The 26,211-nt window shown below is 65.2% G+C and carries 25 protein-coding genes; 8 read left to right on the top strand and 17 right to left on the bottom strand.

The features are described from left to right. Positions 1-74 precede the first annotated feature (74 nt). Positions 75-1,883, top strand: coding sequence for a cation:proton antiporter (locus tag EN786_RS03345; RefSeq protein ID WP_127311753.1), 1,809 nt, complete (start codon positions 75-77; stop codon positions 1,881-1,883). Positions 1,884-1,912: 29 nt separating this feature from the next. Here EN786_RS03345 and EN786_RS03350 read toward each other — a convergent pair whose 3' ends face one another. After that, positions 1,913-2,719 carry a helix-turn-helix transcriptional regulator gene (locus EN786_RS03350; RefSeq protein WP_135907962.1) on the bottom strand — a complete coding sequence of 269 codons (807 nt, stop codon included), beginning with the start codon at positions 2,717-2,719 and terminating at the stop codon, positions 1,913-1,915. A gap of 137 nt (positions 2,720-2,856) precedes the next feature. On the opposite strand from EN786_RS03350, the gene EN786_RS03355 reads away from it, so the two are divergent. After that, positions 2,857-3,777, top strand: a complete 921-nt coding sequence (locus EN786_RS03355) for a zinc-binding dehydrogenase (protein ID WP_127311206.1) — start codon at positions 2,857-2,859, stop codon at positions 3,775-3,777. A gap of 19 nt (positions 3,778-3,796) precedes the next feature. Here EN786_RS03355 and EN786_RS03360 read toward each other — a convergent pair whose 3' ends face one another. The 13 genes from EN786_RS03360 to EN786_RS03415 form a co-directional block, all read right to left on the bottom strand. Next, on the bottom strand, positions 3,797-4,546 hold the full coding sequence (locus tag EN786_RS03360; protein ID WP_126058269.1) for an SDR family oxidoreductase: 750 nt from the start codon (positions 4,544-4,546) through the stop codon (positions 3,797-3,799). Positions 4,547-4,610: 64 nt separating this feature from the next. Continuing rightward, positions 4,611-6,866, bottom strand: a complete 2,256-nt coding sequence (locus tag EN786_RS03365; RefSeq protein ID WP_127311207.1) for a transglycosylase domain-containing protein — start codon at positions 6,864-6,866, stop codon at positions 4,611-4,613. Between the two features lie 122 nt (positions 6,867-6,988). After that, positions 6,989-7,660 carry a TetR/AcrR family transcriptional regulator gene (locus EN786_RS03370; protein ID WP_127282382.1) on the bottom strand — a complete coding sequence of 224 codons (672 nt, stop codon included), beginning with the start codon at positions 7,658-7,660 and terminating at the stop codon, positions 6,989-6,991. Then, positions 7,623-8,567, bottom strand: coding sequence for a carbon-nitrogen hydrolase family protein (locus EN786_RS03375; RefSeq protein WP_127311208.1), 945 nt, complete (start codon positions 8,565-8,567; stop codon positions 7,623-7,625). Before EN786_RS03375 ends, EN786_RS03370 begins: the two co-directional genes overlap by 38 nt. 7 nt (positions 8,568-8,574) lie before the next feature. Continuing rightward, a complete protein-coding gene (locus tag EN786_RS03380; protein WP_127282380.1) occupies positions 8,575-8,952 on the bottom strand; it encodes a hypothetical protein in 378 nt (125 codons plus the stop codon). Positions 8,953-8,954: 2 nt separating this feature from the next. After that, positions 8,955-9,998, bottom strand: coding sequence for an APC family permease (locus tag EN786_RS03385; protein ID WP_281033924.1), 1,044 nt, complete (start codon positions 9,996-9,998; stop codon positions 8,955-8,957). Then, entirely contained in the window at positions 9,887-10,351 is a 465-nt protein-coding gene (locus EN786_RS39240) for an amino acid permease (RefSeq protein ID WP_210212316.1), read from the bottom strand. The genes EN786_RS03385 and EN786_RS39240 overlap by 112 nt, the downstream gene beginning before the upstream one ends. 446 nt (positions 10,352-10,797) lie before the next feature. After that, the gene (locus EN786_RS03390; RefSeq protein WP_127312231.1) at positions 10,798-11,130 is read right to left on the bottom strand and encodes a protamine-2 (modular protein); all 333 of its coding nucleotides are present in this window, start codon (positions 11,128-11,130) and stop codon (positions 10,798-10,800) included. A gap of 226 nt (positions 11,131-11,356) precedes the next feature. After that, on the bottom strand, positions 11,357-11,503 hold the full coding sequence (locus tag EN786_RS03395; protein ID WP_127282378.1) for a hypothetical protein: 147 nt from the start codon (positions 11,501-11,503) through the stop codon (positions 11,357-11,359). A 28-nt stretch (positions 11,504-11,531) separates the two neighbouring features. Continuing rightward, entirely contained in the window at positions 11,532-11,786 is a 255-nt protein-coding gene (locus tag EN786_RS03400; RefSeq protein ID WP_127282377.1) for a GlsB/YeaQ/YmgE family stress response membrane protein, read from the bottom strand. Between the two features lie 173 nt (positions 11,787-11,959). Further along, the gene (locus EN786_RS03405) at positions 11,960-12,160 is read right to left on the bottom strand and encodes a hypothetical protein (RefSeq protein ID WP_127282376.1); all 201 of its coding nucleotides are present in this window, start codon (positions 12,158-12,160) and stop codon (positions 11,960-11,962) included. A gap of 18 nt (positions 12,161-12,178) precedes the next feature. Continuing rightward, positions 12,179-12,799, bottom strand: a complete 621-nt coding sequence (locus EN786_RS03410) for a ribonuclease D (RefSeq protein WP_127282375.1) — start codon at positions 12,797-12,799, stop codon at positions 12,179-12,181. 83 nt (positions 12,800-12,882) lie between these two features. Beyond that, on the bottom strand, positions 12,883-14,268 hold the full coding sequence (locus EN786_RS03415) for a M20/M25/M40 family metallo-hydrolase (RefSeq protein ID WP_127311528.1): 1,386 nt from the start codon (positions 14,266-14,268) through the stop codon (positions 12,883-12,885). A gap of 449 nt (positions 14,269-14,717) precedes the next feature. On the opposite strand from EN786_RS03415, the gene polA reads away from it, so the two are divergent. Further along, complete coding sequence (gene polA / locus EN786_RS03420; RefSeq protein WP_189340647.1) at positions 14,718-17,681, top strand: DNA polymerase I; 2,964 nt, start codon at positions 14,718-14,720, stop codon at positions 17,679-17,681. Between the two features lies 1 nt (position 17,682). After that, entirely contained in the window at positions 17,683-18,312 is a 630-nt protein-coding gene (locus tag EN786_RS03425; RefSeq protein ID WP_245494321.1) for a LysE family translocator, read from the top strand. A gap of 27 nt (positions 18,313-18,339) precedes the next feature. On the opposite strand, the gene EN786_RS03430 is transcribed toward EN786_RS03425, so the two are convergent. Then, entirely contained in the window at positions 18,340-18,744 is a 405-nt protein-coding gene (locus EN786_RS03430; protein WP_127282372.1) for a Fur family transcriptional regulator, read from the bottom strand. 232 nt (positions 18,745-18,976) lie between these two features. On the opposite strand from EN786_RS03430, the gene EN786_RS03435 reads away from it, so the two are divergent. The 3 genes from EN786_RS03435 (at position 18,977) to EN786_RS03445 (ending at position 22,388) form a co-directional block, all read left to right on the top strand. Beyond that, positions 18,977-21,187 carry a caspase family protein gene (locus EN786_RS03435; protein WP_127311253.1) on the top strand — a complete coding sequence of 737 codons (2,211 nt, stop codon included), beginning with the start codon at positions 18,977-18,979 and terminating at the stop codon, positions 21,185-21,187. A gap of 104 nt (positions 21,188-21,291) precedes the next feature. Next, positions 21,292-21,666, top strand: a complete 375-nt coding sequence (locus EN786_RS03440) for a hypothetical protein (protein ID WP_245478393.1) — start codon at positions 21,292-21,294, stop codon at positions 21,664-21,666. Beyond that, positions 21,663-22,388 carry a hypothetical protein gene (locus tag EN786_RS03445; protein WP_127283007.1) on the top strand — a complete coding sequence of 242 codons (726 nt, stop codon included), beginning with the start codon at positions 21,663-21,665 and terminating at the stop codon, positions 22,386-22,388. Before EN786_RS03440 ends, EN786_RS03445 begins: the two co-directional genes overlap by 4 nt. 98 nt (positions 22,389-22,486) lie before the next feature. On the opposite strand, the gene EN786_RS03450 is transcribed toward EN786_RS03445, so the two are convergent. Beyond that, positions 22,487-23,593 (bottom strand): serine protease, encoded by a 1,107-nt coding sequence (locus EN786_RS03450; protein ID WP_127283006.1) that lies wholly within the window; start codon positions 23,591-23,593, stop codon positions 22,487-22,489. Between the two features lie 389 nt (positions 23,594-23,982). Here EN786_RS03450 and EN786_RS03455 point away from each other — a divergent pair, with 389 nt between their 5' ends. Beyond that, positions 23,983-25,077 carry a trypsin-like serine protease gene (locus EN786_RS03455; RefSeq protein ID WP_245478392.1) on the top strand — a complete coding sequence of 365 codons (1,095 nt, stop codon included), beginning with the start codon at positions 23,983-23,985 and terminating at the stop codon, positions 25,075-25,077. Positions 25,078-25,149: 72 nt separating this feature from the next. Here EN786_RS03455 and mgrA read toward each other — a convergent pair whose 3' ends face one another. Next, a complete protein-coding gene (gene mgrA, locus EN786_RS03460; protein ID WP_127283004.1) occupies positions 25,150-26,196 on the bottom strand; it encodes an L-glyceraldehyde 3-phosphate reductase in 1,047 nt (348 codons plus the stop codon). Between the last annotated feature and the right edge of the window lie 15 nt (positions 26,197-26,211).

Here is a 26,211-nt window from a genome sequence, read left to right on the forward strand (position 1 = left end):
ATATTGCAAGGGGCGGCGGCCGCGGGGCGGCCCTATCCTGCATCGTGATTTTTTCGAAAGGCGCTCCATAGACAATGCCGCATGACACGCCCCTTATCGCCACAATCGTCGCCGGTCTGGGGCTGGCTTTCATCTTCGGCGCGCTCGCCAACCGTTTCCGCATCCCGCCGCTGGTCGGCTATCTCGTGGCAGGCGTCCTGGTCGGGCCGAACACGCCGGGCTTCGTCGCCGACGCAAGCCTGGCCACCGAGCTTGCCGAGATCGGCGTCATCCTGCTGATGTTCGGCGTCGGCCTGCATTTCTCGCTGAAGGACCTTCTCTCCGTCCGCGCCATCGCCGTGCCCGGCGCCATCGTCCAGATCGGCTTTGCCACGCTGCTCGGCGTCGGCCTTGCCTGGCTGCTCGGCTGGTCGGTGGGCGCCGGGCTGGTCTTCGGCCTGGCATTGTCCGTCGCTTCGACGGTGGTGCTGCTGCGCGCGTTGCAGGAACGACGGCTGATCGAGACCGAGCGTGGCCGTATCGCCGTCGGCTGGCTGATCGTCGAGGACCTTGCCATGGTGCTGGCGCTGGTGCTCTTGCCGGCGCTGGCCGGCGTGCTCGGCGGCGTGCCGCAGGCCGACGACCATGCCAGCCTGCTGGCGCTGCCGGCCAGCTACGGCATCTGGGGCGTCGTCGGCGTCACGCTGGCCAAGGTGGTGGCCTTTGTCGTCGTCATGCTGGTGGTCGGCCGCCGCGTGATCCCCTGGATCCTGCATTATGTCGCCCATACCGGGTCGCGCGAGCTATTCCGGCTGGCGGTGCTGGCGATTGCGTTGGGCGTCGCCTTCGGGGCAGCGAAACTGTTCGGCGTATCGCTGGCGCTGGGCGCCTTCTTCGCCGGCATGATCATGAGCGAATCCGAGCTAAGCCATCGGGCAGCCGAGGAATCGCTGCCGCTGCGCGATGCCTTCTCGGTGCTGTTCTTCGTCTCGGTCGGCATGCTGTTCGACCCGTTCAGCCTGGTCAGCAATGGCTGGCCGATCCTGGCGACGCTGGCCATCATCGTCATCGGCAAGTCGCTGGCCGCCTTCGTCATCGTCGTCGCCTTCCGCTACCCGATCGCGACGGCGCTGATGATCTCGGCCAGCCTGGCGCAGATCGGCGAGTTTTCCTTCATCCTCGCCGAGCTCGGCGTCGGGCTGAAACTCCTGCCCGAACAGGGGCGCGACCTGATCCTCGCCGGCGCCATCCTGTCGATCCTGCTCAATCCGCTGATGTTCCTTGCCATCGACTGGATGACACCGTGGCTGGAGGCACGCTCGGCCAAGGCATCGCCGCCGGAAGAGGCAAGGCCGATCGGCCCGGCGACCGAGCCCGGCCAGGTGGCTTCGGTGACGGCTTCACGGCAAAAGCAAGACGGCCCGCCGCCAAGAACCGCGCTTGCCGGCCATTCCATCCTGATCGGCTACGGCCGTGTCGGCAGTCTCGTTGGCGCGGCGCTGAAACAGGCCGCCCTGCCCTTTTTGGTCATCGAGGACGCCGACAAGACACTGGCGAAACTGAAGGCCGATGGCGTCGAAACCATCGCCGGCAATGCCGCCAATGCCGACGTCTTTTCAGCCGCCAATCCGGAAGGCGCCAGGCGGCTGATCCTTGCAATTCCGAATGCCTTCGAGGCCGGCCAGATCGTGCTGCGCGCCCGCGCCGCCAACCCCGGCGTCAACGTCATCGCTCGCGCCCATTCCGATGCCGAGGTCGAGCATCTCAAGGGGCTCGGCGCCGACACCGTGATCATGGGCGAGCGCGAGATCGCCCGCGGCATCGTCGAGGTGGTGACGGGTACGGCATCCGCTGGGTTGGAAGAGGTCGCCCTCGTCCCGGAGATCAAACCGCAAGCCGTTTGAGTTGCGCGTCCACGCACCAGCCGGGTCGATCAAGCGACAAATGCGGAGCCGCCGTTTTGCGCGATATCGCTGAGATATTTTGCCGGCGGCTTGCCCAGCGCCTTCTTGAACATGGTGATAAACGCTGTGACGGATTCATAGCCGAGATCGCCCGAGACCTGCTGCACGCTGGCGCCTGAGGCGAGTTCGCGCAGCGCCACGATCAGGTGCAGCTGCTGGCGCCAGCGCCCGAAGGTCAGCCCTGTCTCCTTCACGACGAGGCGTGCCAGACTGCTCTCGCTGAGCGCCACGCGGTTCGCCCATTCCGCAAGCGTGCTGCGGTCGGCGGGATCATTCGCTAACGCCCCGGCGATCCGCCGCAAGCGCGGCTCGGCCGAAATCGGCAGGTGCAGTTGCTGGACAGGCATGCGCGGCAGTTCGGCAAGCAGGATCCCTCCCAGGAAACCGCATCGTGCGTCCTCCGGCGCGCAATCCGACAGGTCGATGATCAGCTCGCGCAGCAGCGGCGAGATCGAAAGCGTGCAGCACCGGTCCGGCAATTCGGCGGCGCCCGGTTCGAGATAAACGAAGAAAATCCGCGCATTGGCGGTCGCGATGTTGCTGTGCTGCATGCCGCCCGGGATCCACACGGCGCAATGCGGCGGCACCATCCACAGGCCGCTCGGAACCCGACAGGTGACGCCGCCTCCCAGCGCGAAGACGAGCTGCCCCTTGCGATGCCAGTGGTCGCGCACCTCGGCCCTGGTCTCCGGTACATCGACGCGCACGGCGATTGCCGGCGCGTGGACGTCGTCGACATCGAAATCAAGCCATGGGTAGCGAAGAGGCTGTCTCATGATTGACTGTTTTTAGCGACCGTGTGCAATTATATCTAAATTCTTAGACCATGGAAGTCGATAGGCTCCGGTTCGCGCATGGCGATCGCGTCGACGCCGCGCGCCCATCGCCGGCTTGGTCCAGGAAGGTACAGCCCATGCTCGCCCTCGTCATCGCTTCCGACAGCGCCACCGGGCTTAGGCTCGCCGAGGTCGAGGACCCTCGGCCCTTGGCGAACGAGGCGCTCATCGCGGTCCGCGCAACCTCGCTGAACCGGGGTGAGCTGCGCCTCCTGGCCATACGTCCGGATGGCTGGATACCCGGCCAGGACATCGTCGGGGTCGTCGAACGGGCAGCAGCCGATGGCACCGGGCCTGGCGTGGGGACCCGGGTCGCAGCTTTGGTCGACGAGCACGGCTGGGCCGAACGTGTCGCGGTTCCGACCGACCGTCTCGCCGTCCTGCCGGACGGCGTCGGCTTCGGTTCCGCCGCCACGCTTCCGGTCGCTGGCACGACGGCGCTGAGGACGTTGCGCCATGGCGGTGACCTCGCCGGCCAGCAGGTTCTGATCACCGGCGCTAGCGGTGCGGTCGGTCGTTTCCAGATCCAGATCGCCCGCGAGCAAGGCGCCTCGGTGACGGCGATCGCCGCCGCCCGGCATGCCGAGGATCTGCGTGGCCTGGGCGCCGAACGTGTCGTCGAGTCGATCGAGCGGGCCGAGGGGCCGTTCTCGCTGATCACCGAGTCGGTCGGCGGCGCAAGCCTTGCGCACGCGATCGAACGCGTCGCGCCGGGCGGCACCATCGTCATGTTCGGTTCAAGCAGCGGCGAACTGACGCCCGTCGGATTTCGCCAGTTCGTTCCGGGCCATGAAGGGGCGAGGCTTCAGACCTTCGCCTACTATACGTCCGGTCCAGCCATCGGCGCCGACATCGCCTCGCTGCTCGCTTTGGTCGCGGCTGGCCGGCTGGAAACCCGCGTCGCCTTGACTGTGCCGTGGACAGACATCGGCCAGGCGCTGGACGCCCTGCGCCAGCGCAGCTTCAGCGGCAAGGCCGTCCTCACCATGACCGGATGAGCAGTCCTGAGTCAGCCGCTCACACGTGCTGACCGCCATTGATGTGGATTTCCGAGCCGGTGACGTAGGACGCCTGCCCGGAGCACAGGAAGAAGATGATGTCGGCCACCTCCGCCGTGGCGCCGAGGCGTCTGAGCGGGATCGTCTCGACGATCTTGTCGGTGCCCGGCGACAGGATAGCGGTGTCGATCTCGCCCGGCGCGATGGCGTTGACGCGGATGCCGTGAGGGCCGAAATCATGCGCCATCTCGCGCGTCAGCGAACCCAGTGCCGCCTTCGATGTCGCGTAAGCCGTGCCGGCGAAGGGATGCACACGGGTGCCGGCGATCGAGGTGACGTTGACGATCGAGCCCTTCGCCTGGGCCAGCTCCTTGAACAGGCCCCTGGCCAGCATGATCGGCGCGAAGAAATTGACCTGGAACACGTCACGCCAGACATGCATCGGCGTGTCGATCGAGTTCATCCGGCTGCCGTCCTTCAGCTTCGGCGAGATGCCGGCATTGTTGACCAGCGCGTTGAGCTGGCCGCCATGCGCCTCCAGCCGGTGGCGGATCTCAGAGACGGCGATGCCGACATCCTCCTGGTCGGCGAGATCGACCTTGATGTGGTCCTCCGGCCCCGCCGGCCACGGACAGTCCTCGGCAAACGCCTGGCGCGAGCAGGTGATGACGCGCCAGCCCTCACGCGAGAAGCGCTTCACCGTCGCATGGCCGATGCCCCGGCTGGCACCGGTCAGCACGATGGTTTTTCTTGTATCGGTCTCGGCCATGTCGCGGTCTCCGGCCGGACATGTAGCCGAAGGCGCAGGCCATTGCGAGAGGCGATGTTGCCGCTCAACCGCCGGTGAGGATGTCGAGGATCGAGGTCTGCCGCTTTTTCGTCGGGCCGCCGACATTGCCAGGCGGCACCGGATGGCCGACCGAGGCGGTCGTCCCGCCATCGCTCGGCATGTCGAACCCGTCGGCATCGACCGTCTCGGCCGGCCTGGACGGTCGCGCCGGGCGTGCGGGCGCCTGGGCGGGCTGGGATTGACCGACCGCCGCCTGCGGCATCGGCGCCGGCTGGCCGGCATCGGCCGAGGGTATCTCGTCGGGCACGACGGTGTCGGACGGCGTCGACTTCCAGGTTCCGGGCAGCGGCCGGACCGGCACGCCCTCATGCGCGGCGACCATGAATTCATGCCAGGCCTGCGCCGGCAGCGCGCCGCCGGTGACCTTCTTCATCGCGCTGCCGTCGTCATTGCCGAACCACACGCCGGTGGTGAGGTTGGCGGTGTAGCCGACGAACCAGGCGTCGCGCGAATTCTGGCTGGTGCCGGTCTTGCCGGCCGAGGGCCAGGCGAAGGCCGCCTTCTTGGCGGTGCCGATCTCGACCGTGCCGGTCATCATCGAGTTCATCATGCCGACGATCTCTTGCTTGACGACACGCGGCGCGCTGCCGCCATTGTTGTCGTAGAGCACCTTGCCGTCGGTCGTCGTCACGCGGCGGATGAAATGGATGTCCGGCTTGAAGCCGCCATTGGCGAACGGCACATAGGCCGAGGTCAGCTCCAGCGGCGTCACTTCCGACGTGCCGAGCGCGATCGAGGTGTTCGACTGCAGGTCGGACTGGATGCCCATGCGGTGCGCCGCTTCCACCACCGCGTCCGGCCCGACTTCCATGGTGAGCTGGGCGGCGACCGAGTTCAGCGATTTCGCCAGCGCCGTCGCCAGCGTCACCTTGCCGTAGTACTTGCCGCCGTAATTGTCGGGCGTCCATTTGCCGATCTTGATCGGCGCGTCGTTGCGCACGCTGTCCGGCGTGCGGCCGGCCTCGAGCGCTGCCATATAGACGAACGGCTTGAAGGCCGAGCCCGGCTGGCGGCGCGCTTCCGAGGCGCGGTCGAACTGGCTGGTGGAATAGTCGTAGCCGCCGACCATGGCGCGCACGGCGCCGGAATCGTCGATCGACACCAGCGCACCCTGCGTGACGTTGAGCTTCTTGCCGCTCTCGTCGATCAGCCGCCGGATCGACTGTTCGGCGAGCTTCTGCAGGGTGAGATCGACCGTGGTGTCGACGACGATATCGCCGCGCACGTCGCCGATCAGGTCGGGCAGTTCGCCCATGACGGTGTCCGCGACATAGTTTTCCGAACCGGTCCAGTAGGACGGCGCGCGCGTCGCCGGCGCGCTCATCGCGCTCGTCAGTTCCTTGGCGCCAATCTTGCCGGAATCGCGCATGGCGGCGAGCACCAGTTGCGCGCGCTCTTCGGCCGCTTTCGGGTCGCGCGCCGGCGACAGCCGCGACGGCGCCTTGAGCAGGCCCGCCAGGAGCGCTGCCTCGGAGAGCGTCACGTCGCGCGCGCTCTTGCCGAAATAACGCCGCGAGGCCGCTTCAACGCCATAGGCGCCGGACCCGAAATAGACCCGGTTGAGGTACATTTCGAGGATCTGGTCCTTGGTATGCTTGTGCTCGAGCCACAGTGCCAGGAGCACTTCCTGCACCTTGCGCTCCAGCGTGCGGTCGGGCGTCAGGAACAGATTCTTCGCCAGTTGCTGCGTCAGCGTCGAGCCGCCCTGCGAGAAGTGCCCGCCAAGCACATTGGTGACCATGGCGCGTGTCAGCCCGATCGGATCGATACCGAAATGCGAATAGAAGCGACGGTCCTCGATGGCGACGACGGCCTCGGGGATGTAGGGCGACATCTCATGCAGGCCGACGGCCTCGCCGCCGCTCATGCCGCGATTGGCGATCAGCTGTCCGTCGACCGAGACGATCTTGATGTTGGGCGCGCGGTCGGGGATCGACCAGGTGGTCGCTGCCGGCATCTTGGCACCGTAATAGACGACGATGCCGGCCACCGCGATGCCGCCCCAGATGGCCAGCACGAAGCACCAGTAGGCCAGCCGGGCGAGAATGCCGAACAGGCCGCGCCGGCTGCGATCACGCCCGCGACGCGGCGACTTCTTGGCCGGTTTGCGTCTGGCGGCGGATTTGCGACTGCCCGGCACGACGCGATCCTCCTCGCTCACCGAGAACCCGGCCGGGGATTTCGCCTGGGGCGGCCCGTCGAAGCTCGGTTCGATGCGACTGTCTCTGCGGTTCGCCATGCGCTGCGCTTAATGTCCCGGTGCTGATGGCGCTCGGGTGCAGACTAGATGCGGCGATTTAAGGGCGCGTTAAAGCAGGGTTTATGCACCCTTTTGAAATTCCTTACGATTTTCTAAATCCGCTACCGGCTTCTTGTGCCAGAGATCAACTCGTCAAGATGAGCGGATTGCATGTTGCTCAGCCCGGCGAGTACGAACCGCGCACCGTCGCGCGCCAGCTTCTTGGGATCTCGATCAGGCCGTTCGTCCGCGTACTGGATGTGTGCGATCGTCACGTTTGCGATCAGGATGCGTATGAGCACCGGATCCGTGGCAACGAACTCGCCCGCCTCTATGCCCTGGCGGACAAGTTTCTCCAACGCGAGGTAGAGCGATTCGAGCTTGGCGGCCCAGTGCGCCAATTCCGGCGCACGCAATATATCGCTGCTGTAGAGTTCGGATAGCGAGAGCGGCAGGCTCAGCAGCGTCTCGAGATCCCAGACCAGATAGTCATGAAGTCTCGCTGCCGCCGATCCAGATGCGTTCGCTGTCCTTTCCGCGACGACCACCGCATTGTCGAGGCTGAGAGAAAACAGCGCCTCGAGTATCGCCTGCTTGTTTGCGAAATGGTGAAACAGCGATGGCTGCCTGATGCCTACCGCAGCTGCGATCTGTCGGGTGGAGGTGGCCTGATATCCGTGGCGGCGGAAGAGCGCGCTGGCTTCCATGAGGATTCGTCGCCGGGTGTCGTTTGGCGCGAACTGATCCCAGTTTTGATCACTTGCTCCGATAGTCCGGTCTGCCTTGCTCGCCATACCTCGTTCCCGGCCGATCGACGCCCCAATGCAGGATATCGGATCGGCTGTAGTGACCCGTTACGTCGAGATCGTGTTTGAACGCTATGGTCTGCTCAAGGTCAAGGTCACAGATGACGGGCGCGTCGCCGAAGACCGGACCGACCAGGTATTCGCCATCGGGACCGATGACCCCCGATCCTCCGGGAAACGAAGCGTCTCCCCCCGTCCCCTTTTCATAGGCCGCCCGCAGGTCCGGCGGCACGGCCTCCACAGGAAGATACGTCGCGGCGCTTGCGACGAAGCAGCGCCCCTCGAAAGCGTAGTGCCGGGAAGCAAGCTGGTGCGCCGACGGCATGTCCGGCCAAAGGGCAACGTGAATCTGCTCGTCCTCGGCGTGCAGGGCCTGGCGGATGATGGGATGGAAATGCTCCCAGCATACCATCGCGCCGACCCGCCCGGCCGCCGTTTCGTTCACACGCAGGCCGTCCGCATCGCCCGGCGTCCAGACCAGGCGTTCGGTGTGGGTTGGAGTGAGCTTGCGGTGAACGGATACGATCGATCCATCGGCGTCGATCGTAAGCGCGCTGTTGTAAAGCAGCGCGGCGCTCGGCCGAGCGCGCTCATTGAGGCCGATCACCACGCACACCCCATTGTCACGCGCGGCGTCGCAGAGGGCCTGCACGTGAGGGCCGGGAACGGTGGCGCTTGCGGCCACCAGCTTTTGGAACCAGTGCCGCGCCTCCGGATCGTTCCAGCCGGCTAACCCGAAAACCCAGGCCGGATAGCCGCCGAGCCAGGTCTCGGGAAACACAACGAGATTGGCGCCTTGTGCGGCTGCGGCCTCGATCTCCGCTTTCGCAGTGGCGATGCCCGCGTCGAGATCGAGAAGGTGCGGGGGCTTCTGGCTGATGTAAATGCGCGTCATGTCTCTTCTACCACCCCGTCAGCACGCGGACCGTTACCCAGACCCAGGCAAGAGCGAAAGTCGACAAGGCGGCGAAGTCGCCGACGCCTGCAACCTTGTATCGCTGCGGAAAATCCGGCCACCAGCCCATCGCACCCGTCGAGATGACGGTATAGAAGCCGGTGATCAGCAACACCAAAGACGCATAAGGGTCGACGACGCCTGTCGCCTCCGCGGCGAGGAAGATGCCGCCGAGCACCAAAGCGTCGACGTGGCCTTGCCGCAGCCGCGCGAAGTTTCTGATGTATGCCCAGCCTGCCGGGCGCTCGAGCGACAGATACATGAGGATGCCGGAGCAGCCCCCCATCGACAGCAGCAGCAGGCCGCCTTTGCCCAGAATGCTCATTTCTATTCCGCACCCAGGTTCTTGCGACGCCACGCGCCGATGTAGATGACAGCCAGCGCGGCAACGACCGCGAAGACCCAGATCGCCGCCCAAACCTGCCAAACCGGAGCATTTGGCGGCGCCAGTTCGACGCGCGGCCATGCTATGTTGATGGTCTCGAACAGCAGCCAGACCAAGGCGGCGACGTTGACCGGCGTGCCGAGCGCGCCGAGACGCAACGAGCCCTCGGGGCGCCACTTGCCGCTGAGGCGGGCGTAGAGCGCCGCCGCCACGACCAGCAGGAACGTTATATAGAGGCCTGCGGTGCCGAAGCTGATCATCGTTCCGACAGCCCCTTCGTTGAAGCCGAGAAGCAGGCAGGCCGAGGCGATGAGCGTCATGGTCGTCATGGCGACCAGCGGAACCTTTCTGCCTTCGCTGACCGAAGCCAACTTGCGGGAGAACGGAAGCACGCCATCCCGGGCGAGACTGAAGATGACGCGGCCAAGATAGGCTTGCATGGAAATGCAGCAGGCGAAAAAGGTGATCGCCACCACCGCCAGAAACGGCATTCGCGACCAATCACCCAGCGAGGCGACCACCGTCGCCGTGACCGGATCCATTTCAGAGCCCGAGATCACCGCCTGGAGGTCACCGGTCGCCAGGATGACGGCAACGGCGACCAAAACCACTGCGATGCCAACGACCGCCGTGGCGGCAAGGATGGCACGCGGAACGTTCGCGCCCGCGCCGGTGGTCTCTTCGGCGACCGACGCGCTCGCATCGAAGCCGACGAAGGCCCAACCGCAGACGGCGAGCGTGGCAAGCGCTGCTCCGAGCGAGGTCGGAGCCCCCATCGAACTGAAGAGGACGGTGGCATCGTGGGTTCGGAAGAACACCAGCAGCATCGAGCCGATGAGCATCGAAGCGATTATCTCGGCTGCGATGCCGAAGTTTACCGCCACGCGAACGACCTGGACGCCGCCGGCATTGACCAGCAGGGAAGCGAGCAGAACGCAGAACGAAAGCAGCATGTGCCCGCCCGGCGAGGGCTGAAGACCGAGCAGCTGCGCGAACCACGGCGCCGCAAGGAACGCCACGGTGGCGAGCGCACGGCAACGAGGTATATGAGGCCTGTGAAGATGCCCGCGTCCGGCCCGATCAGCCGGCGCACCCACTGATAGGGCCCTCCTGCAATCGGGAACTCGGATGCGAGTTCCGAATAGACCACTGCCACCAGCACCTGGCCGACCAGGGACAGTACCAGCAGCCACACCCACACCGGCCCGGACAGGTTCATCCCGAGCCCGAAGATCGCATAGAGACCGACCACCGGTGCGACGGTGGCAACGCCGATAGAAAATGTCGAAAAGACGCCGAGTCCGCGCCGGAGCTGCTGTCGATAACCCAGCTCCTGCAACCGTGAAGCGTCCGAGCTCACTCGATCCAAAATCCCCTCCCTATCAATCGATAGTCTACCTATCATATGATAGGCTTGGATTGTTTTGTCAATCGGCTCACGACTCGCGAGGTCGCGATGCTTGCTTGCAGCAGCTCTTCTCAAGTCCGGTGAGGTACAGGGGCGCTTTCGCGGCTGGCCATCGACGCACTACGCCCAATGGATCCGGAGGACCTGTTGCGGCGGCCTTGATCTTAGGGGCGGGTCAAGTGGGATAAATTTGAAAACGATTGATAATCAAATAGTTGCTGAGGGTCCGGCTTGGCGCTCGTCGCGGGCCGCGGTTGCCCATGCTTTCCGGCGCCGCGTCCTGTTATCCGCCGCGCGTTGGCGGCGCGTTGCACGTTCAAACCGGCGAACGACGCCCTGCCCCGGCTGGGCAAACCGGCCGGAGCAGGAGCACGCCGCTAGCCCCTAAGCCTGAACCAGATCCAGACGCGCCGGCGATGGCAGCGTCTGCGCAGCCGGCCATGCCGCCAGTAGGTGCGGCAGTAACGTCTCCAGGCACGCCGCCTTCTCCGCCGATGCCACCGATGCCAATGGCGATGCGAGACGGTCTGCACCTCCGCTTCGCTGCCATCGTCCTCCCAGGCCTGCTTGTCCTGCGCCTCGAGCTCATCGAGGATACCGCTTCTGGCGTCCGGAATGCCGGCCACGGCGCTGATGGGCCGAACCGCGCTGACAATTGCGGCCGCCCCCGCCACGCCCAGCATTCCCGTCAAGAATAATCGGCGATCCATGAAAACCTCCCAATCTGCCAATCAGTGAACCGAGGTCCACAAAAGGGAAGTAGCGCGGCGGTTGCAAAAGCCCAGGGGGTTCGCGCTGCGCCCAGAGAAGCGCCGCGACAGCCGAGGGGTGACAATGGAAATGGGGACCGGGGCCGCCTCGCCGGAAACCCGAGAGGCGGCCCGACGAAAGCCGATGCGGCCGGTCAATCCGTCGGCGCCGGCTGCGCCGATCCGATCAATTCTGCTGGATCGAAATGCCCTTGTCGTCGATCTTGAGCTCGACGCCCTTCGGCCGCGTTTGCTCGCGGTAGACATAGACGCCGAGCGCGATGACCACGACCAGCAGCGCGCCGATGATCAGATAGAGTGTGTTCTGCTTCATGGCGGGCCCCTGGTGCCCACGCCAGGCATCAAGCCCGCTTCACCAACTTGAGCAGCACCAGCAGGATCACCGCGCCGATGGTGGCGTGGATGATCGCGGCAAGCACGCCGCCGCCTACGGCGAACCCCAGCCTCGGGAACAGCCAGCCGGCGATCAGGGCGCCGACGATGCCGACGACGATGTTGCCGATCAGACCGAAGCCGAAGCCCTTGACGATGAGGCCGGCGAGCCAGCCGGCGATGGCGCCGATGATGATGAAGACGAGAAGGCTTTCGATACCCATTGAGCTTTCCTCTGAGCAGGAGGGCGACAGCGGAGCGCAAGTCCCCGAATCGGCCTCGATATCAACGGGTTCAGGCTAAGCCAAAGCAATCCCGGCCGCCAGCGACCGACCTCAAGCCCTTTCTTTGAGCAATTGCGGACGGAAAACCGCCTCACACTTTTCCTGGAATTGCTTTAGTCGTCATCGTCGCTTGCGGCAGGCCGCCAGCTGCTCGGCTCGACCTTCTTCTGCGTGGTGCTGTCGATATAGGTCCACCAGCCGCCGTCGCGATACTGCGCGACCGACTCGTTGATCACCCCATTGCCGTCCTTCCAGTAGACGGTGACCTTCGAGCCGTCGGTCGGCGCGGTTGATATCGGCTGTCTCTCCGCCATGTCGTCCTCCCACGGCCGTCAGCTATGGGCGAAGATATCCTCCTCGCCCCAGCCCATCAGGTCGAGTTTGGCACGCGTCGGCAGGAAGCGGAAGCAGGCGTCGGCCTCCTTCGTGCGGCCTTCGCGCGCCAGCCTGCCGGCCAGCACCTCGCGCAGCCGGTGCAGATAGAGCACGTCGGAGGCGGCATATTCGAGCTGCTCCGGCGACAGGGTCTCGGCTGCCCAGTCCGACGATTGCTGCACCTTCGACAGGGTCACCCCGAGAAGCTCGCCGCAAATGTCCTTCAGCCCGTGCCGGTCGGTATAGGTGCGGGTCAAGCGCGAGGCGATCTTGGTGCAGAACACCGGTTCCGCCATGACGCCGAAAGCGTTGTAGAGCACGGCGATGTCGAAGCGGCCGTAATGGAACAGTTTGGTGACGCTGCGGTTCCTGAGCAGGCTGACCAGGTTCGGCGCCTTCTTCTGGCCGGGCGCGATCTGGATCACGTCGGCGCTGCCGTCGCCGGGCGAGATCTGCACCACGCACAGCCTGTCGCGGTGCGGGTTGAGGCCGAGCGTCTCGGTGTCGATCGCCACCGCCCCGACATTGTAATGGGACAGGTCGGGCAAATCGTTCTTGTGGAAGCGGATGTCGCTCATCATTGTCTCCGGATCGCGGCCTGTTGGTTCGTCCTCGCTTCGATCCATCCAAAAATCAACAGAAAGTTGTCCTTCGCGCCGCTTCAGCGTGTCAGCGCGTCGAGAATGCGGGCCCAGGAGCGCTGCCCCTTGTGGAAGGAGGTGAGCTCGTATTTCTCGTTGGGCGAGTGGATCCGGTCGTCGTCGAGGCCGAAACCGACCAGCAGGGATTCGATGCCGAGATAGGTCTGGAAATCGCCGACCACAGGGATCGAGCCGCCGCTGCCCGTGGTCACCGCCGGCTTCGGCCATTCATCCGACAGCGCCTCCTTGGCCTTGGCCAGGAATGGCGAGTCATAGGAAAGCTGGATCGCCGGCGAGCCGCCATGCGGGTGGAATTCGACCGAGCAATCGGCCGGAATGCGCTCCCTGACGAAAGCCTGGAATGCGGCGCGGATCTTCTCCGGGTCCTGCTTGTGGACGAGGCGGAACGACACCTTGGCCGAGGCCTCCGCCGCGATCACCGTCTTGAAGCCCTTGCCGGTATAGCCGCCGATAATGCCGTTGAACTCCGCCGTCGGCCGCGCCCAGGTCAGTTCGAGCACCGAACGCCCCTTTTCGCCCGACGGGATCGACAGGCCGATGGGCTCGAGGAAGCTCTCGGCGGTCTCGCCGAGCGTTTCCCACGACTTCAGCACCTGCGACGGCGTCTCCTCGACACCGTCATAGAAGCCCGGGATGGTGATGCGCCCGTCCTTGTCGTGGATATCGGCCAGGATCCCGGCCAGGATGCGGATCGGATTGGCGGCAGCCCCGCCATAGAGCCCCGAATGCAGGTCGCGATCGGCCGCCTTCACGGTGACCTCTTCGCCGACCATGCCGCGCAGCGACACGCAGATGGAGGGCGTCTCGCGATCCCACATGCCGGTGTCGCAGACCAATGCGAAATCGGTCTTGAGCTCGGCGGCGTTGGCCGCCAGGAACGGCTTCAGCGACGGCGAGCCGGACTCCTCCTCGCCCTCGAACAGGATGGTGATGCGGCAAGGCAGGCCGCCATGCACCTGCTTCCAGGCGCGGCAGGCCTCGACGAAGGTCATCAGCTGGCCCTTGTCGTCGGCCGAGCCGCGGCCGGTGATTACCTTGCGGCCGGGCTCGATCTCCTTGATCGCCGGCGCGAACGGATCGCTTTCCCACAATTCGATCGGATCGACCGGCTGCACGTCGTAATGGCCGTAGAACAGCACATGCGGCGCGCCCGCCGGCCCGTCGTGATGCGCCACCACCATCGGATGGCCGGGCGTGTCGCGCACGCTGGCGTCGAAGCCGATCAGCTTCAGCTCGGCCACCAGCCACGCCGCCGCCTTGCGGCAGTCGCCGGCATAGGCCGGATCGGTGGAGATCGACTTGATGCCGAGCAGCCCGAACAGCCGTTCCAGGCTCTGGTCGAGATTCTGGTCGAGACGATCAAGGACGGGTGAGATTCTGGACATTTTCAGGCCTTTCGATTTTGCGCCGACCCTAAAGGGACGAGCCGAAAACGAAAAGCCGGGACCGTTGGACCAAGCGCGTTTGGCTGCGGAAAAACATCCAGAACGGTATGTCGGACCTCGAGACGAAAAAAGAGCCGCCGTGGTGGAGGGGGAACCACGGCGGCCTTACTCGAAACGTTGCGGCAGCCCGGAGAGGGGGGATAGGCTGCCGCAGTTGTCCGGGATAGGCGGGGGACGGGCCTTGCTCCGGACTTCGGCGAAAACTGCCGATGACCCATATTTGGGTCTGTGAACGTGGCGATTCAAGGGCACCAGTATTACACTTTTGTAACATGCCCGTGAGTGGCCGGATCATTCGGCGGCAGCCTCTGTCAGGGTGTTGCCGGAACCGGTGGTTTCACCCGCCTTTGGCATGGACCGCGCCGTCTGGCCGCGCTATCCCTGCCGGCATGAAAAAAGGCGATCATCTCTTCCTCGTCGACGGCTCCGGCTACATTTTCCGCGCCTATCACGCGCTGCCGCCGCTCAATCGCAAATCCGACGGCTTGCCCACCAATGCCGTGCTCGGCTTCTGCAACATGGTGTGGAAGCTGATGCAGGATGCCCGCAACACCGATGTCGGCGTGGTGCCGACGCATTTCGCCGTCATCTTCGACTATTCCTCGAAGACCTTCCGCAACGAGCTCTACCCCGAATACAAGGCCAACCGCTCGGCGCCGCCGGAGGACCTGATCCCGCAGTTCGGCCTGATCCGCCAGGCGACCACGGCTTTCAATCTTCCCTGCATCGAGATGGAGGGCTTCGAGGCCGACGACCTCATCGCCACTTATTGCCGGCTTGCCTGCGAGGCTGGCGGCGATACCACCATCATCTCCTCCGACAAGGATCTGATGCAGCTGGTCGGTCCCACGGTCGGCATGTACGACCCGATGAAGGACCGCCAGATCGGCATCCCCGAAGTGATCGAGAAATGGGGCGTGCCGCCGGAGAAGATGATCGACCTGCAGGCGCTCACCGGCGACTCGGTCGACAATGTGCCGGGCGTGCCCGGCATCGGGCCGAAGACGGCGGCGCAGCTTCTGGAGCAGTTCGGCGACCTCGACGCGCTGCTGGCGCGCGCCGCCGAGATCAAGCAGGAGAAGCGGCGGGAATCGATCATCGCCAATGCCGACAAGGCGCGCATCTCGCGCCAGCTGGTGACGCTGAAGAACGACGTTCCGGTCGCCGAGGGGCTCGGCGACTTCGAGCTGCATGCGCCGGATGGGCCGAAGCTGATCGGCTTCCTCAAGACCATGGAATTCACCACGCTGACCCGCCGCGTCGCCGAAGCGACCGGAACCGAAATCGGCGACGTCCAGGCCGCCGCCGTCACCATCGAGCGCGCCGATACCGCGCACGGACCCGATGTCGGAGCCGGCGCGCCGCCGGCAGCACGGGCCACGCCCGCCGGCAACGACGCCGACAAGCCAGCGCCGGCCATCCGGGGAGAAGACGCGCCGCCGCAGGGCGACACCCCTTCCCTGCTCTCGGCGCTTCGCCTGGAACAGGCGGCGGCGCGCAAGATCGACACGTCGGCCTATGTCGCCATTCGCGATGCGGCGGCGCTGACGGCCTGGATCGCCGAGGCACGGGAAGCCGGTGTCCTCGCCTTCGACACCGAGGCCAGCTCGCCCGACCCGATGCAGGCCGAGTTGATCGGCCTGTCCATGGCGGTGGCGCCCGGCCGCGCCGCTTATCTGCCGCTCGTCCACAAGAGCGGCACCGGCGACTTGCTGGGCGGCGGCATGCTGGAGAACCAGATCCCCGTCCGCGAGGCGTTGGCGCTGCTGAAGCCTCTCTTGCAGGACAGGTCCGTTCTCAAGATCGTGCAGGACCTGAAATACGACATCGTCGTGATGAGCCGCCACGGCATCGAGATCGGCCCATTCGACGACACGATGCTGATCTCCTATGTGCTTGATGCCGGCACGTCCGGCGGCCACGACCTGGCCGGCCTCTCGGAAAAATGGCTGGGCCATGCCCCGGCCTCCAAGAAGGAGCTTGCCGGATCGGGGAAAAGCGCCGTCGGCTTCGATCAGGTCGATATCGAGCGCGCGACCGCCTACGCCGCCGGGCAGGCCGATATCACGCTGAGGCTCTGGCAGGTGCTGAAGCCCAGGCTTGCCGCCAAGGGCCTGGTTTCCGTCTACGAGCGGCTGGAGCGGCCGCTGGTGCCGGTGCTGGCCCGGATGGAGCAGCGCGGCATCTCCGTCGACCGCCAGATCCTCTCCAGGCTGTCGGGAGAGCTGGCGCAGGGTGCGGCCCGCGTCGAGGAGGAGATCTACGGCATCGTCGGCGAGCGCATCAACATCGGCTCGCCCAAGCAGCTCGGCGACATTTTGTTCGGCAAGATGGGCCTGCCGGGCGGCTCGAAGACCAAGACCGGGCAATGGTCGACCTCGGCGCAGCTCCTGGAGGACCTTGCGGCCGAAGGCCATGAATTGCCGCGCAAGATCGTCGACTGGCGCCAGCTGACGAAACTGAAATCGACCTATACCGACGCGCTGCCTGGCTTCATCCATCCCGACACAAAACGCGTCCACACCTCCTATGCGCTGGCCGCGACGACAACGGGACGTCTCTCGTCCTCCGACCCCAATCTGCAGAACATCCCGGTGCGCACCGCCGAGGGGCGCAAGATCAGGACTGCCTTCATCGCCGAAAAGGGCCACAAGCTGGTCTCGGCCGACTACAGCCAGATCGAATTGCGGGTGCTCGCCCACGTAGCCGAGATCCCGCAACTCAAGCAGGCTTTCGCCGATGGCGCCGACATCCACGCCATCACCGCATCCGAGATGTTCAACGTGCCGGTCGAAGGCATGCCTTCCGAAGTGCGCCGCCGCGCCAAGGCGATCAATTTCGGCATCATCTATGGCATCTCGGCCTTCGGCCTCGCCAACCAGCTGTCGATCCCGCGCGAGGAGGCCGGCGCCTACATCAAGAAATATTTCGAGCGCTTCCCGGGCATCCGCGACTATATCGAGGCGACCAAGGCCTACGCCCGCGAGCACGGCTTTGTCGAAACCATATTCGGCCGCCGTATCCACTATCCGGAGATACGCTCGTCCAACCCGTCGATCCGCGCCTTCAACGAGCGCGCCTCGATCAACGCCAGGCTGCAGGGCACGGCAGCCGATATCATCCGCCGCGCCATGGTGCATATGGAGGAGGCGCTGGAGAAGGCCGGCCTGTCGGCCCGCATGCTGTTGCAGGTGCATGACGAGTTGATCTTCGAGACCGTGGAGTCCGAGGTCGAGGCGACGCTTCCCGTCGTGCGCCGGGTGATGGAGAACGCGCCGATGCCGGCGGTGTCGATGTCGGTGCCGCTGCATGTCGATGCGCGGGCCGCCAACAACTGGGACGAGGCGCATTGATGTGAACGCGTTGCTGCCGCCCTCGACAGCCACCGTCCTCTCCTTTTCGCTCGCATGCCTGCTGATCGAACTCACGCCGGGTCCGAACATGACCTATCTGGCGCTGATTTCCGCCAGCCAGGGACGCCGCGCCGGCTTTGCCACGGTGGCGGGTATCGCCTTGGGACTGGCGGCCGTCGGCGCAGTCGCGGCCTTCGGCGTCGCCGAACTGATCCAGGCATCGCGGCCGCTCTACGAGGGACTTCGCTGGGCCGGGGTGCTGTTCCTTCTCTACCTCGCCTGGGAAGGCTGGACCGCGGGAACGGACGTCGTATCGAGCGCCGGCGGCGCGCACGGCAAGCATTTCATGCGCGGGCTCGTCACCAATCTCCTTAACCCCAAGGCGGCGGTCTTTTACGTCGCGGTGCTGCCGACCTTCGTCGACGCCTCACGGCCGGTCCTTTCCCAGACAGTCCTGCTCACCGCGGTCTACGTGGCGATCGCGACTGCTGTTCACGGCGTCATTGTCGCGCTGGCGGGGGCGCTGGAACCGTTCCTCAACGATCCCCGAAGGGAGCGATTTGCCCGACGGCTGCTTTCCGCCCTGCTGGCGCTGGTCGCGTTCTGGTTCGCCTGGTCGACCGCGCGCTGAAGCGATTCCAGGAAAAGCGCGTAGAGGTCAGGCCGCCTCGGCTAAGCACTTCGCACACGTCCCGCGAAACTCGATCACCGCCTTCTTGGCGGCAAAGCCCGTCGAGCGCACCCATTCGTCCAGCCGGTGGTCGACATCATGGTCGGACATCTCGGTCACCTGGCCGCATGTGTCGCAAATGGCGAAGGCGGTCATCGAATGGCTGTGGTCGTGCGGCTCGGCGCAGGCGACGAAGGAGTTGAGGCTCTCCAGCCGGTGCACGAAACCCGACTTCACCAGCGTGTCGAGCGCCCGATAGACCTGCAGCGGCGCGCGAAAGCCGCGTTCGCGCAGCTGGTCGAGCAACATATAGGCGCTGAGCGGTCCGCTGGCGGCCTCGAGCTTTTCGAGCACGCACAACTGGTTCTTCGTCAGCACATCCCTTGCCGCCATGGTCCTGCTTCCAGTCTGCTTGCGCCGTCCGCGCGCCATTTGCGCATGCAAGTGGCCTGAATTCCACTGAGATAGCGACGAACCGCCTCTTTTGCCACTGTTTCCGTCGCCATCGACGGCACCGCTTCGGTGATTGGTCATCGCCATCGCGCAACCAGCCTTCAAAATACTGACAAAATCATCGACGAGGGTTACCACTGCTTGCGAATTCGATCGGGCTTGGGGGGCATCCATGATCAGATTGACACGCCGGACGCTGCTTGTCGGCGCCTCCGCACTGACGGCTGCGGGGACGTTGTCGTTCCGTGCGCTTGCCGCCCAGCGCTCCTATCACGCGCTGCTGGTCGCTTGCACCGACTATCCGAACCTGCCGAAGAAGAACTGGCTGATCGGGCCGAAGAACGATGCCGGCCTGGTGCGCGACTACCTGCTGAGGAACACCCCGGCCCCGGTGAAGTTCGCGCCCGAGAACGTCACCCTGCTTGCCAAGGATGTCGACGGCGCAGCCGGCCTGCCGACGCACGCGGCGATCAAGGCGGCGCTGGCCAACCTCGCCGCTAGGGTCAAGCGCGACGACTTCGTCTATCTGCATCTGTCCGGCCATGGCGCCCAGCAGCCCGAGGCGACCAAGGGCGACGAGACCGACGGCCTCGACGAGATCTTCCTTCCCGTCGACATCGAGAAATGGGTCAACCGCGAGGCCGGCGTGCCCAACGCGCTCGTCGACAATGAGGTCGGCGCCGCGCTCGACGCCATCCGCGACAAGGGCGCCTTCGTCTGGGTGGTGTTCGACTGCTGCCATTCCGGCACGGCGACACGCGCCGCCGAGGTCGACGACGAGATGGAGCGCAAGGTCGAGTTTGCCGATCTGGTCGGCGGCGGCGAGGCCGAACGGGCAGCTGCCGTGAAGCTCTATGCGGACATCGCGGCGACCGCGACGCGCGGCTTCGACGAGAACGGCCAGCGCAAGCCCGCCTTCAACCTTACGCCGACTGGCGCCGAATCGACCGCCAAGGGCAAGCTGGTCGCCTTCTATGCCGCGCAGACCGTCGAGACGACGCCGGAGATGCCGCTGCCCAAGGGCACCGCCGATGCGCCGCGCTTCGGCCTGTTCACCTTCACCATCCTGTCCAAGCTGGCCGAGAACCCCGCCGTCACCTACCGCCAGCTCGGCCAGGCGGTACTGCAGCAATATTCGGCCGACAGCCGCACGCGGCCGACGCCGCTCTTCGAAGGCGAGCTCGATGCGCGCGTCTTCGGCACCGACAGGACCGATGCGGTCATGCAATGGCCGCTGGTCGTCAAGGACGATGCGGCGACGATCGGCGCCGGGCTCCTGCAGCGACTCACCCCCGGAAGCAAGCTCGCCATCCTGCCTTCGGCCCTGTCGCAACTGTCTGAAGCGCTCGGCTATGTCGAGGTGCAGTCGGCCAGGAACCTGGAGAGCTGGGTGAAGCCGGTGGAGCTCGACGGCAAGCCGGCGCTGACGCTGGCTGATATCCCGGCCAATGCCTATGCGCGCGTCGCCGAGCTCGCGGTCGACTACAAGCTCGTGGTGGCGCGCCCGGCGGCAACCGACGGCCTCGACAAGGAGACCGCGCTGGTCAATTCGGTTCTGGACGAACTGGCGGCCAGGGAGAAATCCGGCTTTCACGTCGAGCTGGTCGAGCCCGGCAAGAGCGCCGATCTGCGGCTGGCGGTGCTGCGAGAGAACGCGATCACCGGCGCCGCGACCGCCGCCACCGACAAGCCGGCGCTGTGGTTCCTGCCGGCTTCCGGCGATGTGAAGGACGGCGGCAGGCCGCCGCTGATCATCATTCACCCGGATGATCGCGCCAAGCTGGTTGATGCGACGGCGAAGAACCTGACCACCATCTTCCGCGCCACCGGCCTTTCCAGGCTGGCCGCCGCCTCCGACTACCGGCCGGAAGAGGTCAGCGTCGAGTTCGAGATCAGGCGCCAGGGCGGCGACGCACTGGAGCCGCTGCAGGCCTCGACCGTGCCGCGCGTCTCGCCGGGCGACGAGGTGCATATCAGGGCCAGGAACGATTCCGACAAATATGTCGACATCAACGTGCTCTATGTCGGCAGCGACTATTCCATCACCCATATCGTCGCCGAGCGGCTGGCGCCCGCCAACGGCTCGCCGGACGCCGGCTTGCGGGAAGGGCTGCTGGCCTTCACCGACACCAGCTTCGGCATGGAGCGGATGGTCGCCGTGCTGACTGAAGCACCGCCGCAGAGCGAGAAGGAGGATCTGAGCTTCCTGGCGCAGGACGGCGTGCCCTCGGCCACCCGCGCGGTCGGCGGCTCCGGCTTCTCCGACATGCTCGCCGATATCGGCATGGCACCTTCGACACGCTCGGTGATGAAGCTTGCCGACAGGAGCGGCCCGAAGGGCGCGGTGATGATTTTTCCGATGGAGACAGTGCCGCGCGCCTGAGCGCAGGCCGCCGCAAAAGCCTGTCGCAACCGCTGCATCGGCTCTTGCGCGACCGGCCTTGTGCGTGGACATTCTGGCGCGGCACGGAAAGGATGAGGACGCTTGTGAGAACCAACCTGCATTACTGGCTCGGAGCGGGCCTTCTTTTCGCGGCGCTGCCGCTCGCCCCTGCCTGGGCGGAGGAGAGCTGCGGCCTCTGCGCCAAGCAGATCGTCACCAATTCCGAACTGGCGGGCTGCTTTCTCGACCAGTACGACCAGATCGCCAAGACCGGCAACGAAGCCGTCGTGGTCGATCTCAGCGACTGCGCCTCGCGTGGCGTGGTCGAGGCCCTGCCCTCGCCGAACAAGGCACCCGCCGAACCGGACGTGCAGTTCATGGTCTCGCGCCCTCAGCTCGACTGCCTGAAAAGGAAGCTTGAGGCGCCGGGCATCGTGCTCGACCCGACCGCCACCATCGATCTGGACAGCTGCCGATGAAGAAGCCGGGGGGCAAGGTGACAGAACAAGTAGTGCCTGCGACGGCGCTGACGACGGCCGAGCCTTCGCCGGCCAAGAAGGCCGAGGCGCTGCCGGAAACCACCGAGGGTTTCCCGTGGCCGAGCAGCCACGAGATCAAGAAGGAATCGAACCCCTTCACCGATCGCGACTGGCGCATGCTGGCCTACGCCTGGTCGGGCCTTTTGGTGCGGCTTGTGATCATCTTCACGCTTCTGTTCTCCGTCTTCCAGTTCCTGGCCAACCAGGAGCAGAAGCGCGTCGAGCAGACCATGGCGCTGGTCGAGCTCTGGGAGAGCAAGGACTTGCAGCAGGCGCAACGCGCGCTCAAGGAGCGGCTGGCGGCGCTGAACACCAAATACGACAATCTGCTTAGCGCCAATCCGACGCCGACCGAGGAACAGGTGTTCAGGCAGCGCATCGGCATCGAGGCGATGACCGGCGATGGCGGGAGTATGCCGCTTGCCGATTTCAGCGATCACTTCGACCGCATCGTCTATTTCCTCAACCGCCTTTCCATCTGCGTCGAGAGCGACCTCTGTTCGCGCAAGGTGGCGGACGCCTATTTCCGCGACTATGCCGTTTCCTTCTGGAGTTATTTCGCCGGCTATATAGACAAGCAGCGCAAGGCCGGCTCCGCCAACTTCGCCTCGGCGATCGAGACCTATGTGCGCCAGGAGCAGCCCGAGGCGACGTCCAAATAAGGGCGAAGCGATCGGTGGCCCGGATGTGAAAAACCGGCAGTGGGATCAACCCTACCGCCGGTTGTTCGATCGCTCCTATCAGCGGGTCGGAACAAGCCTCATTTGTAGAGGCTGTTGATCCACTCGATATTGGCGGCGTGGAGCCTGACCGCGGTGTTGGCGTCCGGACTTTCGGCGACGTTCACGCCGGTGATGACACGCTGCTTGGCGGCGTTGTCATAGGCGTAGACCGAGCTGCCGCTCGAACCCGGGAACGTATCGCAATCGTACTGGAAATAGTCCGTGCCGATGTTTTCGGCATGCACTTCGCAACTTGCCTTCCACATCGTGCCCATCGGCTTGTCGCCGGGATAGCCGACGATATTGGCGGTGAAGTCGCCCAGATCCTCGTAGTTGGCATAGCCCAGCCAGCCGAGATTGGTGCCGACATCCTGCTTCAGCGTGACGATGCCGAGATCCCACGGCACGACCGAGCCGTAGAAACCCTGGTAGTTGTCGATGAAGCCCTGCAGGACATAGGCGCTTTCATAGGTGAAGGCGCCGAACGGCGCATCGTCGGCGGTGCTGCCGTTGAGGCCCGGCACGAACAGATATTCGTCGAGCCAGGCGCCATCCTCATGGCTGTAGAGGCAGTGCGCCGCGGTAAGCACGGTGCGCGGACCGATCAGCGTCGCCGAGCAGCTGCCGAACTTGCCGGTCTTGGGCGACTTGGCCTCGAGATAGCCGATGGCCGAGAACGGATAGGTCTTGGTGTTCTTGACTTGCTCGCGGTCGTCGGTGCCGAACACTTGGCGGCCCGCTTCGCCTTCCGTCAGCCCGGGGTCTCCGGTGTTCTGCGGACCTGAAGCGTCGGACCCCTGCCCGTCCGCCGGCGCATTCAGTTGCTCGATGATCAGTTCCTTCAGCGCCTCGTTCGCCTCGATCTTGATCTCCTTGCCGTCGGCGGAACGTCCGACGATGCCATAGGACTTGACCGCTGCGTCCTCGTCGGCGAGCGGCGCGGCGCGGCTGGCCTCGTCCTCGGTCAGTTTCGGCGGCGCGATCGGCTTTGCCCGGCCCGGCGTGTAGTCGCCCGATCCCGCATCGCGCATGCTTTCGCCGTTGCCGGCATTGGCAGTGCCGGGATCGGCGGCGAAAGCGGGCACCAGCCACATCGCGGTGGAAAGAAACGCGGACGCAATGATGGTGTTCGTCAGTTTTGTCACGGTGAGACTCTCCCAAAAGTCAGCAAGGACCGGATCAAGATACAGAAATATTGTCGAGATCGTGGTGACGCCAAAACCGAGTTTTGGTAACGCCGACCAGATCATTGCCCCGCGCGGTCAGTTGAGGCCCCCGCCAAAAACTCCCCTTCGATATACTGCCTAAAATATTCCAACATTGGCAATGACAAATCGCTTCCACGTAGCCCGTGGGGGGCTATAGGTTTGAGCGGGTTCTGCTCGCGGGCACGATTAGCAGAAGTGGCACTCGGTTTTATGACCGGTTTGCGCGCCGATCCGGGCTGCGCGTAGCCGGTCGTTCAAAACCGGTGCTTCGGGCAGCGGATCATGCGCCGGGCCGGCCTGTTCGGGAACGTTCGTCTCAGGAGGTCATGGTGAATATCATCCATCGGTTCAGGCCGCTCGCCACAGCACTGCTGGCCGGCATCGCGGCGCTCGCGACGCTCGACGCCATCCACGCGGCCGATGGGCCCGCACGGCCGGAAGCAGCGGTCTCGCCAATGAAGCGCGTCGCGGAAGCAAGGGCGAAGGCCAAGGCCGAGAACCCCGACGGCGCCGATCGCGTCTATGGCGGCAAGGAGGCCGAGAAAGGCGCTTTTCCTTTCCAGGTGGCGCTGCTGACAAGCGACAGGCTGGACGCCAGCCCGGCCTCGCAGCCGGACGCCCAGTTCTGCGGCGGCAGCCTGATCGCGCCGCAATGGGTGCTGACGGCCGCGCACTGCCTCGTAGACAACGGCCGGCCGATCCCGGCGGGCGCGGTCACCGTGCTGACCGGCGCCACCGATCTCGGCGAAGGCAAGCGCTACAAGGCGGCGGAGGTGATCGTCAACGAAGGCTATAGCGAGCAGACGATGGACAACGACCTCGGCCTGATCCGGCTGGCCGAGCCGGCGGACGCGCCGACGATCAAGCTCGCCCGTGAGGCAACGCCAGACAGCGGCAAGACCACGGTCACCGGCTGGGGCAAGATGCAGGACGGCACCTTCCCGACGGCACTGATGGTCGCCGACCTCGACCTGCAGCCGAACGCGACCTGCAACAGCGGCATCAAGGACATCTACGCGCGCGACCTGAAGACAGCACTTGGCGACCTCTCCCACCGCATGCGCTACTCCGAAAAGGGCATCGACGCGGCCGCCAGCGCCATTGCCGCCGACATGTCGGACCCGCTGACCGGCAACATGATCTGCGCCGGCACCGCCAGCGGCGAGCGCGATGCCTGCAATGGCGACAGCGGCGGCCCGCTGTTCATGACCGGTGCCGACGGCCCGGTCCAGATTGGCGTCGTTTCCTGGGGCGAAGGGCCGAATGACGGCAGTGCGGCCTGCGGCCACAAGAACGCCTACGGCATCTATACGCGGCTGGCCAACTACAGCGGCTGGATCGAGGAGAAGATGAAGACCACGCCGGCGCCGGCAAAGCCCAAGGCCGGTGTCGGTACCGCTCAGAAGCCGGCCAAGCCCTGAGCCTCCCGCCTCTCTCAATACAAAAACGGCGGGCAAAGCCCGCCGTTTCTTTTCATGCCATGCCGACGCCATCTACTTGCGCGGCGGACCCTTGCGCTCCGCCGAGGCCGCCCACAAATTGATGTCGGCCTCGCGCGCATAGCTGTCGATCTCGGCCAGTTCCGCATCGCTGAAGTCAAGTGCCTTCAGCGCGCCGACGCAATCCTCGACCTGTTCCGGCCGGCTGGCGCCGATCAGCGCCGAGGTGACCCGGCCCCTGCGCAGCACCCAGGCCAGCGCCATCTGCGCCAGCGTCTGGCCGCGGCGCCCGGCAATGGCGTTCAGCGCCTTGATGTTGGTGATCGTCTTGTCGTTGATGAAGGCGGGCCTGAGCGACTTGCCCTGCGAGGCGCGGCTGCCCTCGGGGATGCCACCCAGATATTTGTTGGTCAGCATGCCTTGCGCCAGCGGCGAGAACACGATCGAGCCGACGCCGAGCCCTTCCAGCGTGTCGAGCAGCCCGTCCTCCTCGACCCAGCGGTTGAGCATCGAATAGCTTGGCTGGTGGATGATGCAAGGCGTGCCGAGCTGCTTCAATATGTCGGCCGCCTCACGCGTACGCTGCGAATTGTAGGACGAGATGCCGGCATAAAGCGCCTTGCCCGAGCGCACCGCATGGTCGAGCGCGCCCATCGTCTCTTCCAGCGGCGTGTCGGGATCGAAACGGTGCGAATAGAAGATGTCGACATAGTCGAGCCCCATCCGCTTCAGGCTCTGGTCGAGGCTGGCCAGCACATATTTGCGCCCGCCCCACTCGCCATACGGCCCCGGCCACATCTCGTAGCCGGCCTTGGTCGAGATGATCAGCTCGTCGCGATAGGCGGCGAAATCGCTGCGCAGGATTTCACCGAAGGCGTTCTCCGCCGAGCCCGGCGGCGGACCATAGTTGTTGGCGAGGTCGAAATGGGTGATGCCGAGGTCGAACGCCTTGCGCACGATCGCCTGCTTGGTCTTGTGCGGCGTGTCATTGCCGAAATTGTGCCACAGCCCGAGCGAGATCGCGGGCAGCTTCAGTCCGGACCGCCCACAGCGGTTGTAGAGCATTTTCTCGTAGCGGTTTTCGGCGGCGACATAGGGCATGGGAAATCCTCGGAT

Source organism: Mesorhizobium sp. M4B.F.Ca.ET.143.01.1.1, from assembly GCF_004792275.1.
GTDB classification, from domain to species: Bacteria; Pseudomonadota; Alphaproteobacteria; order Rhizobiales; family Rhizobiaceae; genus Mesorhizobium; species Mesorhizobium abyssinicae.

Excerpts from the sequence above, each read along its gene's own strand:
- EN786_RS03345 (WP_127311753.1), top strand. The coding sequence starts at position 75 with ATGCCGCATGACACGCCCCTTATCGCCACAATCGTCGCCGGTCTGGGG.
- EN786_RS03350 (WP_135907962.1), bottom strand. The coding sequence starts at position 2,719 with ATGAGACAGCCTCTTCGCTACCCATGGCTTGATTTCGATGTCGACGAC.
- EN786_RS03355 (WP_127311206.1), top strand. The coding sequence starts at position 2,857 with ATGCTCGCCCTCGTCATCGCTTCCGACAGCGCCACCGGGCTTAGGCTC.
- EN786_RS03360 (WP_126058269.1), bottom strand. The coding sequence starts at position 4,546 with ATGGCCGAGACCGATACAAGAAAAACCATCGTGCTGACCGGTGCCAGC.
- EN786_RS03365 (WP_127311207.1), bottom strand. The coding sequence starts at position 6,866 with ATGGCGAACCGCAGAGACAGTCGCATCGAACCGAGCTTCGACGGGCCG.
- EN786_RS03370 (WP_127282382.1), bottom strand. The coding sequence starts at position 7,660 with ATGGCGAGCAAGGCAGACCGGACTATCGGAGCAAGTGATCAAAACTGG.
- EN786_RS03375 (WP_127311208.1), bottom strand. The coding sequence starts at position 8,567 with ATGACGCGCATTTACATCAGCCAGAAGCCCCCGCACCTTCTCGATCTC.
- EN786_RS03380 (WP_127282380.1), bottom strand. The coding sequence starts at position 8,952 with ATGAGCATTCTGGGCAAAGGCGGCCTGCTGCTGCTGTCGATGGGGGGC.
- EN786_RS03390 (WP_127312231.1), bottom strand. The coding sequence starts at position 11,130 with ATGGATCGCCGATTATTCTTGACGGGAATGCTGGGCGTGGCGGGGGCG.
- EN786_RS03395 (WP_127282378.1), bottom strand. The coding sequence starts at position 11,503 with ATGAAGCAGAACACACTCTATCTGATCATCGGCGCGCTGCTGGTCGTG.
- EN786_RS03400 (WP_127282377.1), bottom strand. The coding sequence starts at position 11,786 with ATGGGTATCGAAAGCCTTCTCGTCTTCATCATCATCGGCGCCATCGCC.
- EN786_RS03405 (WP_127282376.1), bottom strand. The coding sequence starts at position 12,160 with ATGGCGGAGAGACAGCCGATATCAACCGCGCCGACCGACGGCTCGAAG.
- EN786_RS03410 (WP_127282375.1), bottom strand. The coding sequence starts at position 12,799 with ATGAGCGACATCCGCTTCCACAAGAACGATTTGCCCGACCTGTCCCAT.
- EN786_RS03415 (WP_127311528.1), bottom strand. The coding sequence starts at position 14,268 with ATGTCCAGAATCTCACCCGTCCTTGATCGTCTCGACCAGAATCTCGAC.
- polA (WP_189340647.1), top strand. The coding sequence starts at position 14,718 with ATGAAAAAAGGCGATCATCTCTTCCTCGTCGACGGCTCCGGCTACATT.
- EN786_RS03430 (WP_127282372.1), bottom strand. The coding sequence starts at position 18,744 with ATGGCGGCAAGGGATGTGCTGACGAAGAACCAGTTGTGCGTGCTCGAA.
- EN786_RS03435 (WP_127311253.1), top strand. The coding sequence starts at position 18,977 with ATGATCAGATTGACACGCCGGACGCTGCTTGTCGGCGCCTCCGCACTG.
- EN786_RS03445 (WP_127283007.1), top strand. The coding sequence starts at position 21,663 with ATGAAGAAGCCGGGGGGCAAGGTGACAGAACAAGTAGTGCCTGCGACG.
- EN786_RS03455 (WP_245478392.1), top strand. The coding sequence starts at position 23,983 with ATGGTGAATATCATCCATCGGTTCAGGCCGCTCGCCACAGCACTGCTG.
- mgrA (WP_127283004.1), bottom strand. The coding sequence starts at position 26,196 with ATGCCCTATGTCGCCGCCGAAAACCGCTACGAGAAAATGCTCTACAAC.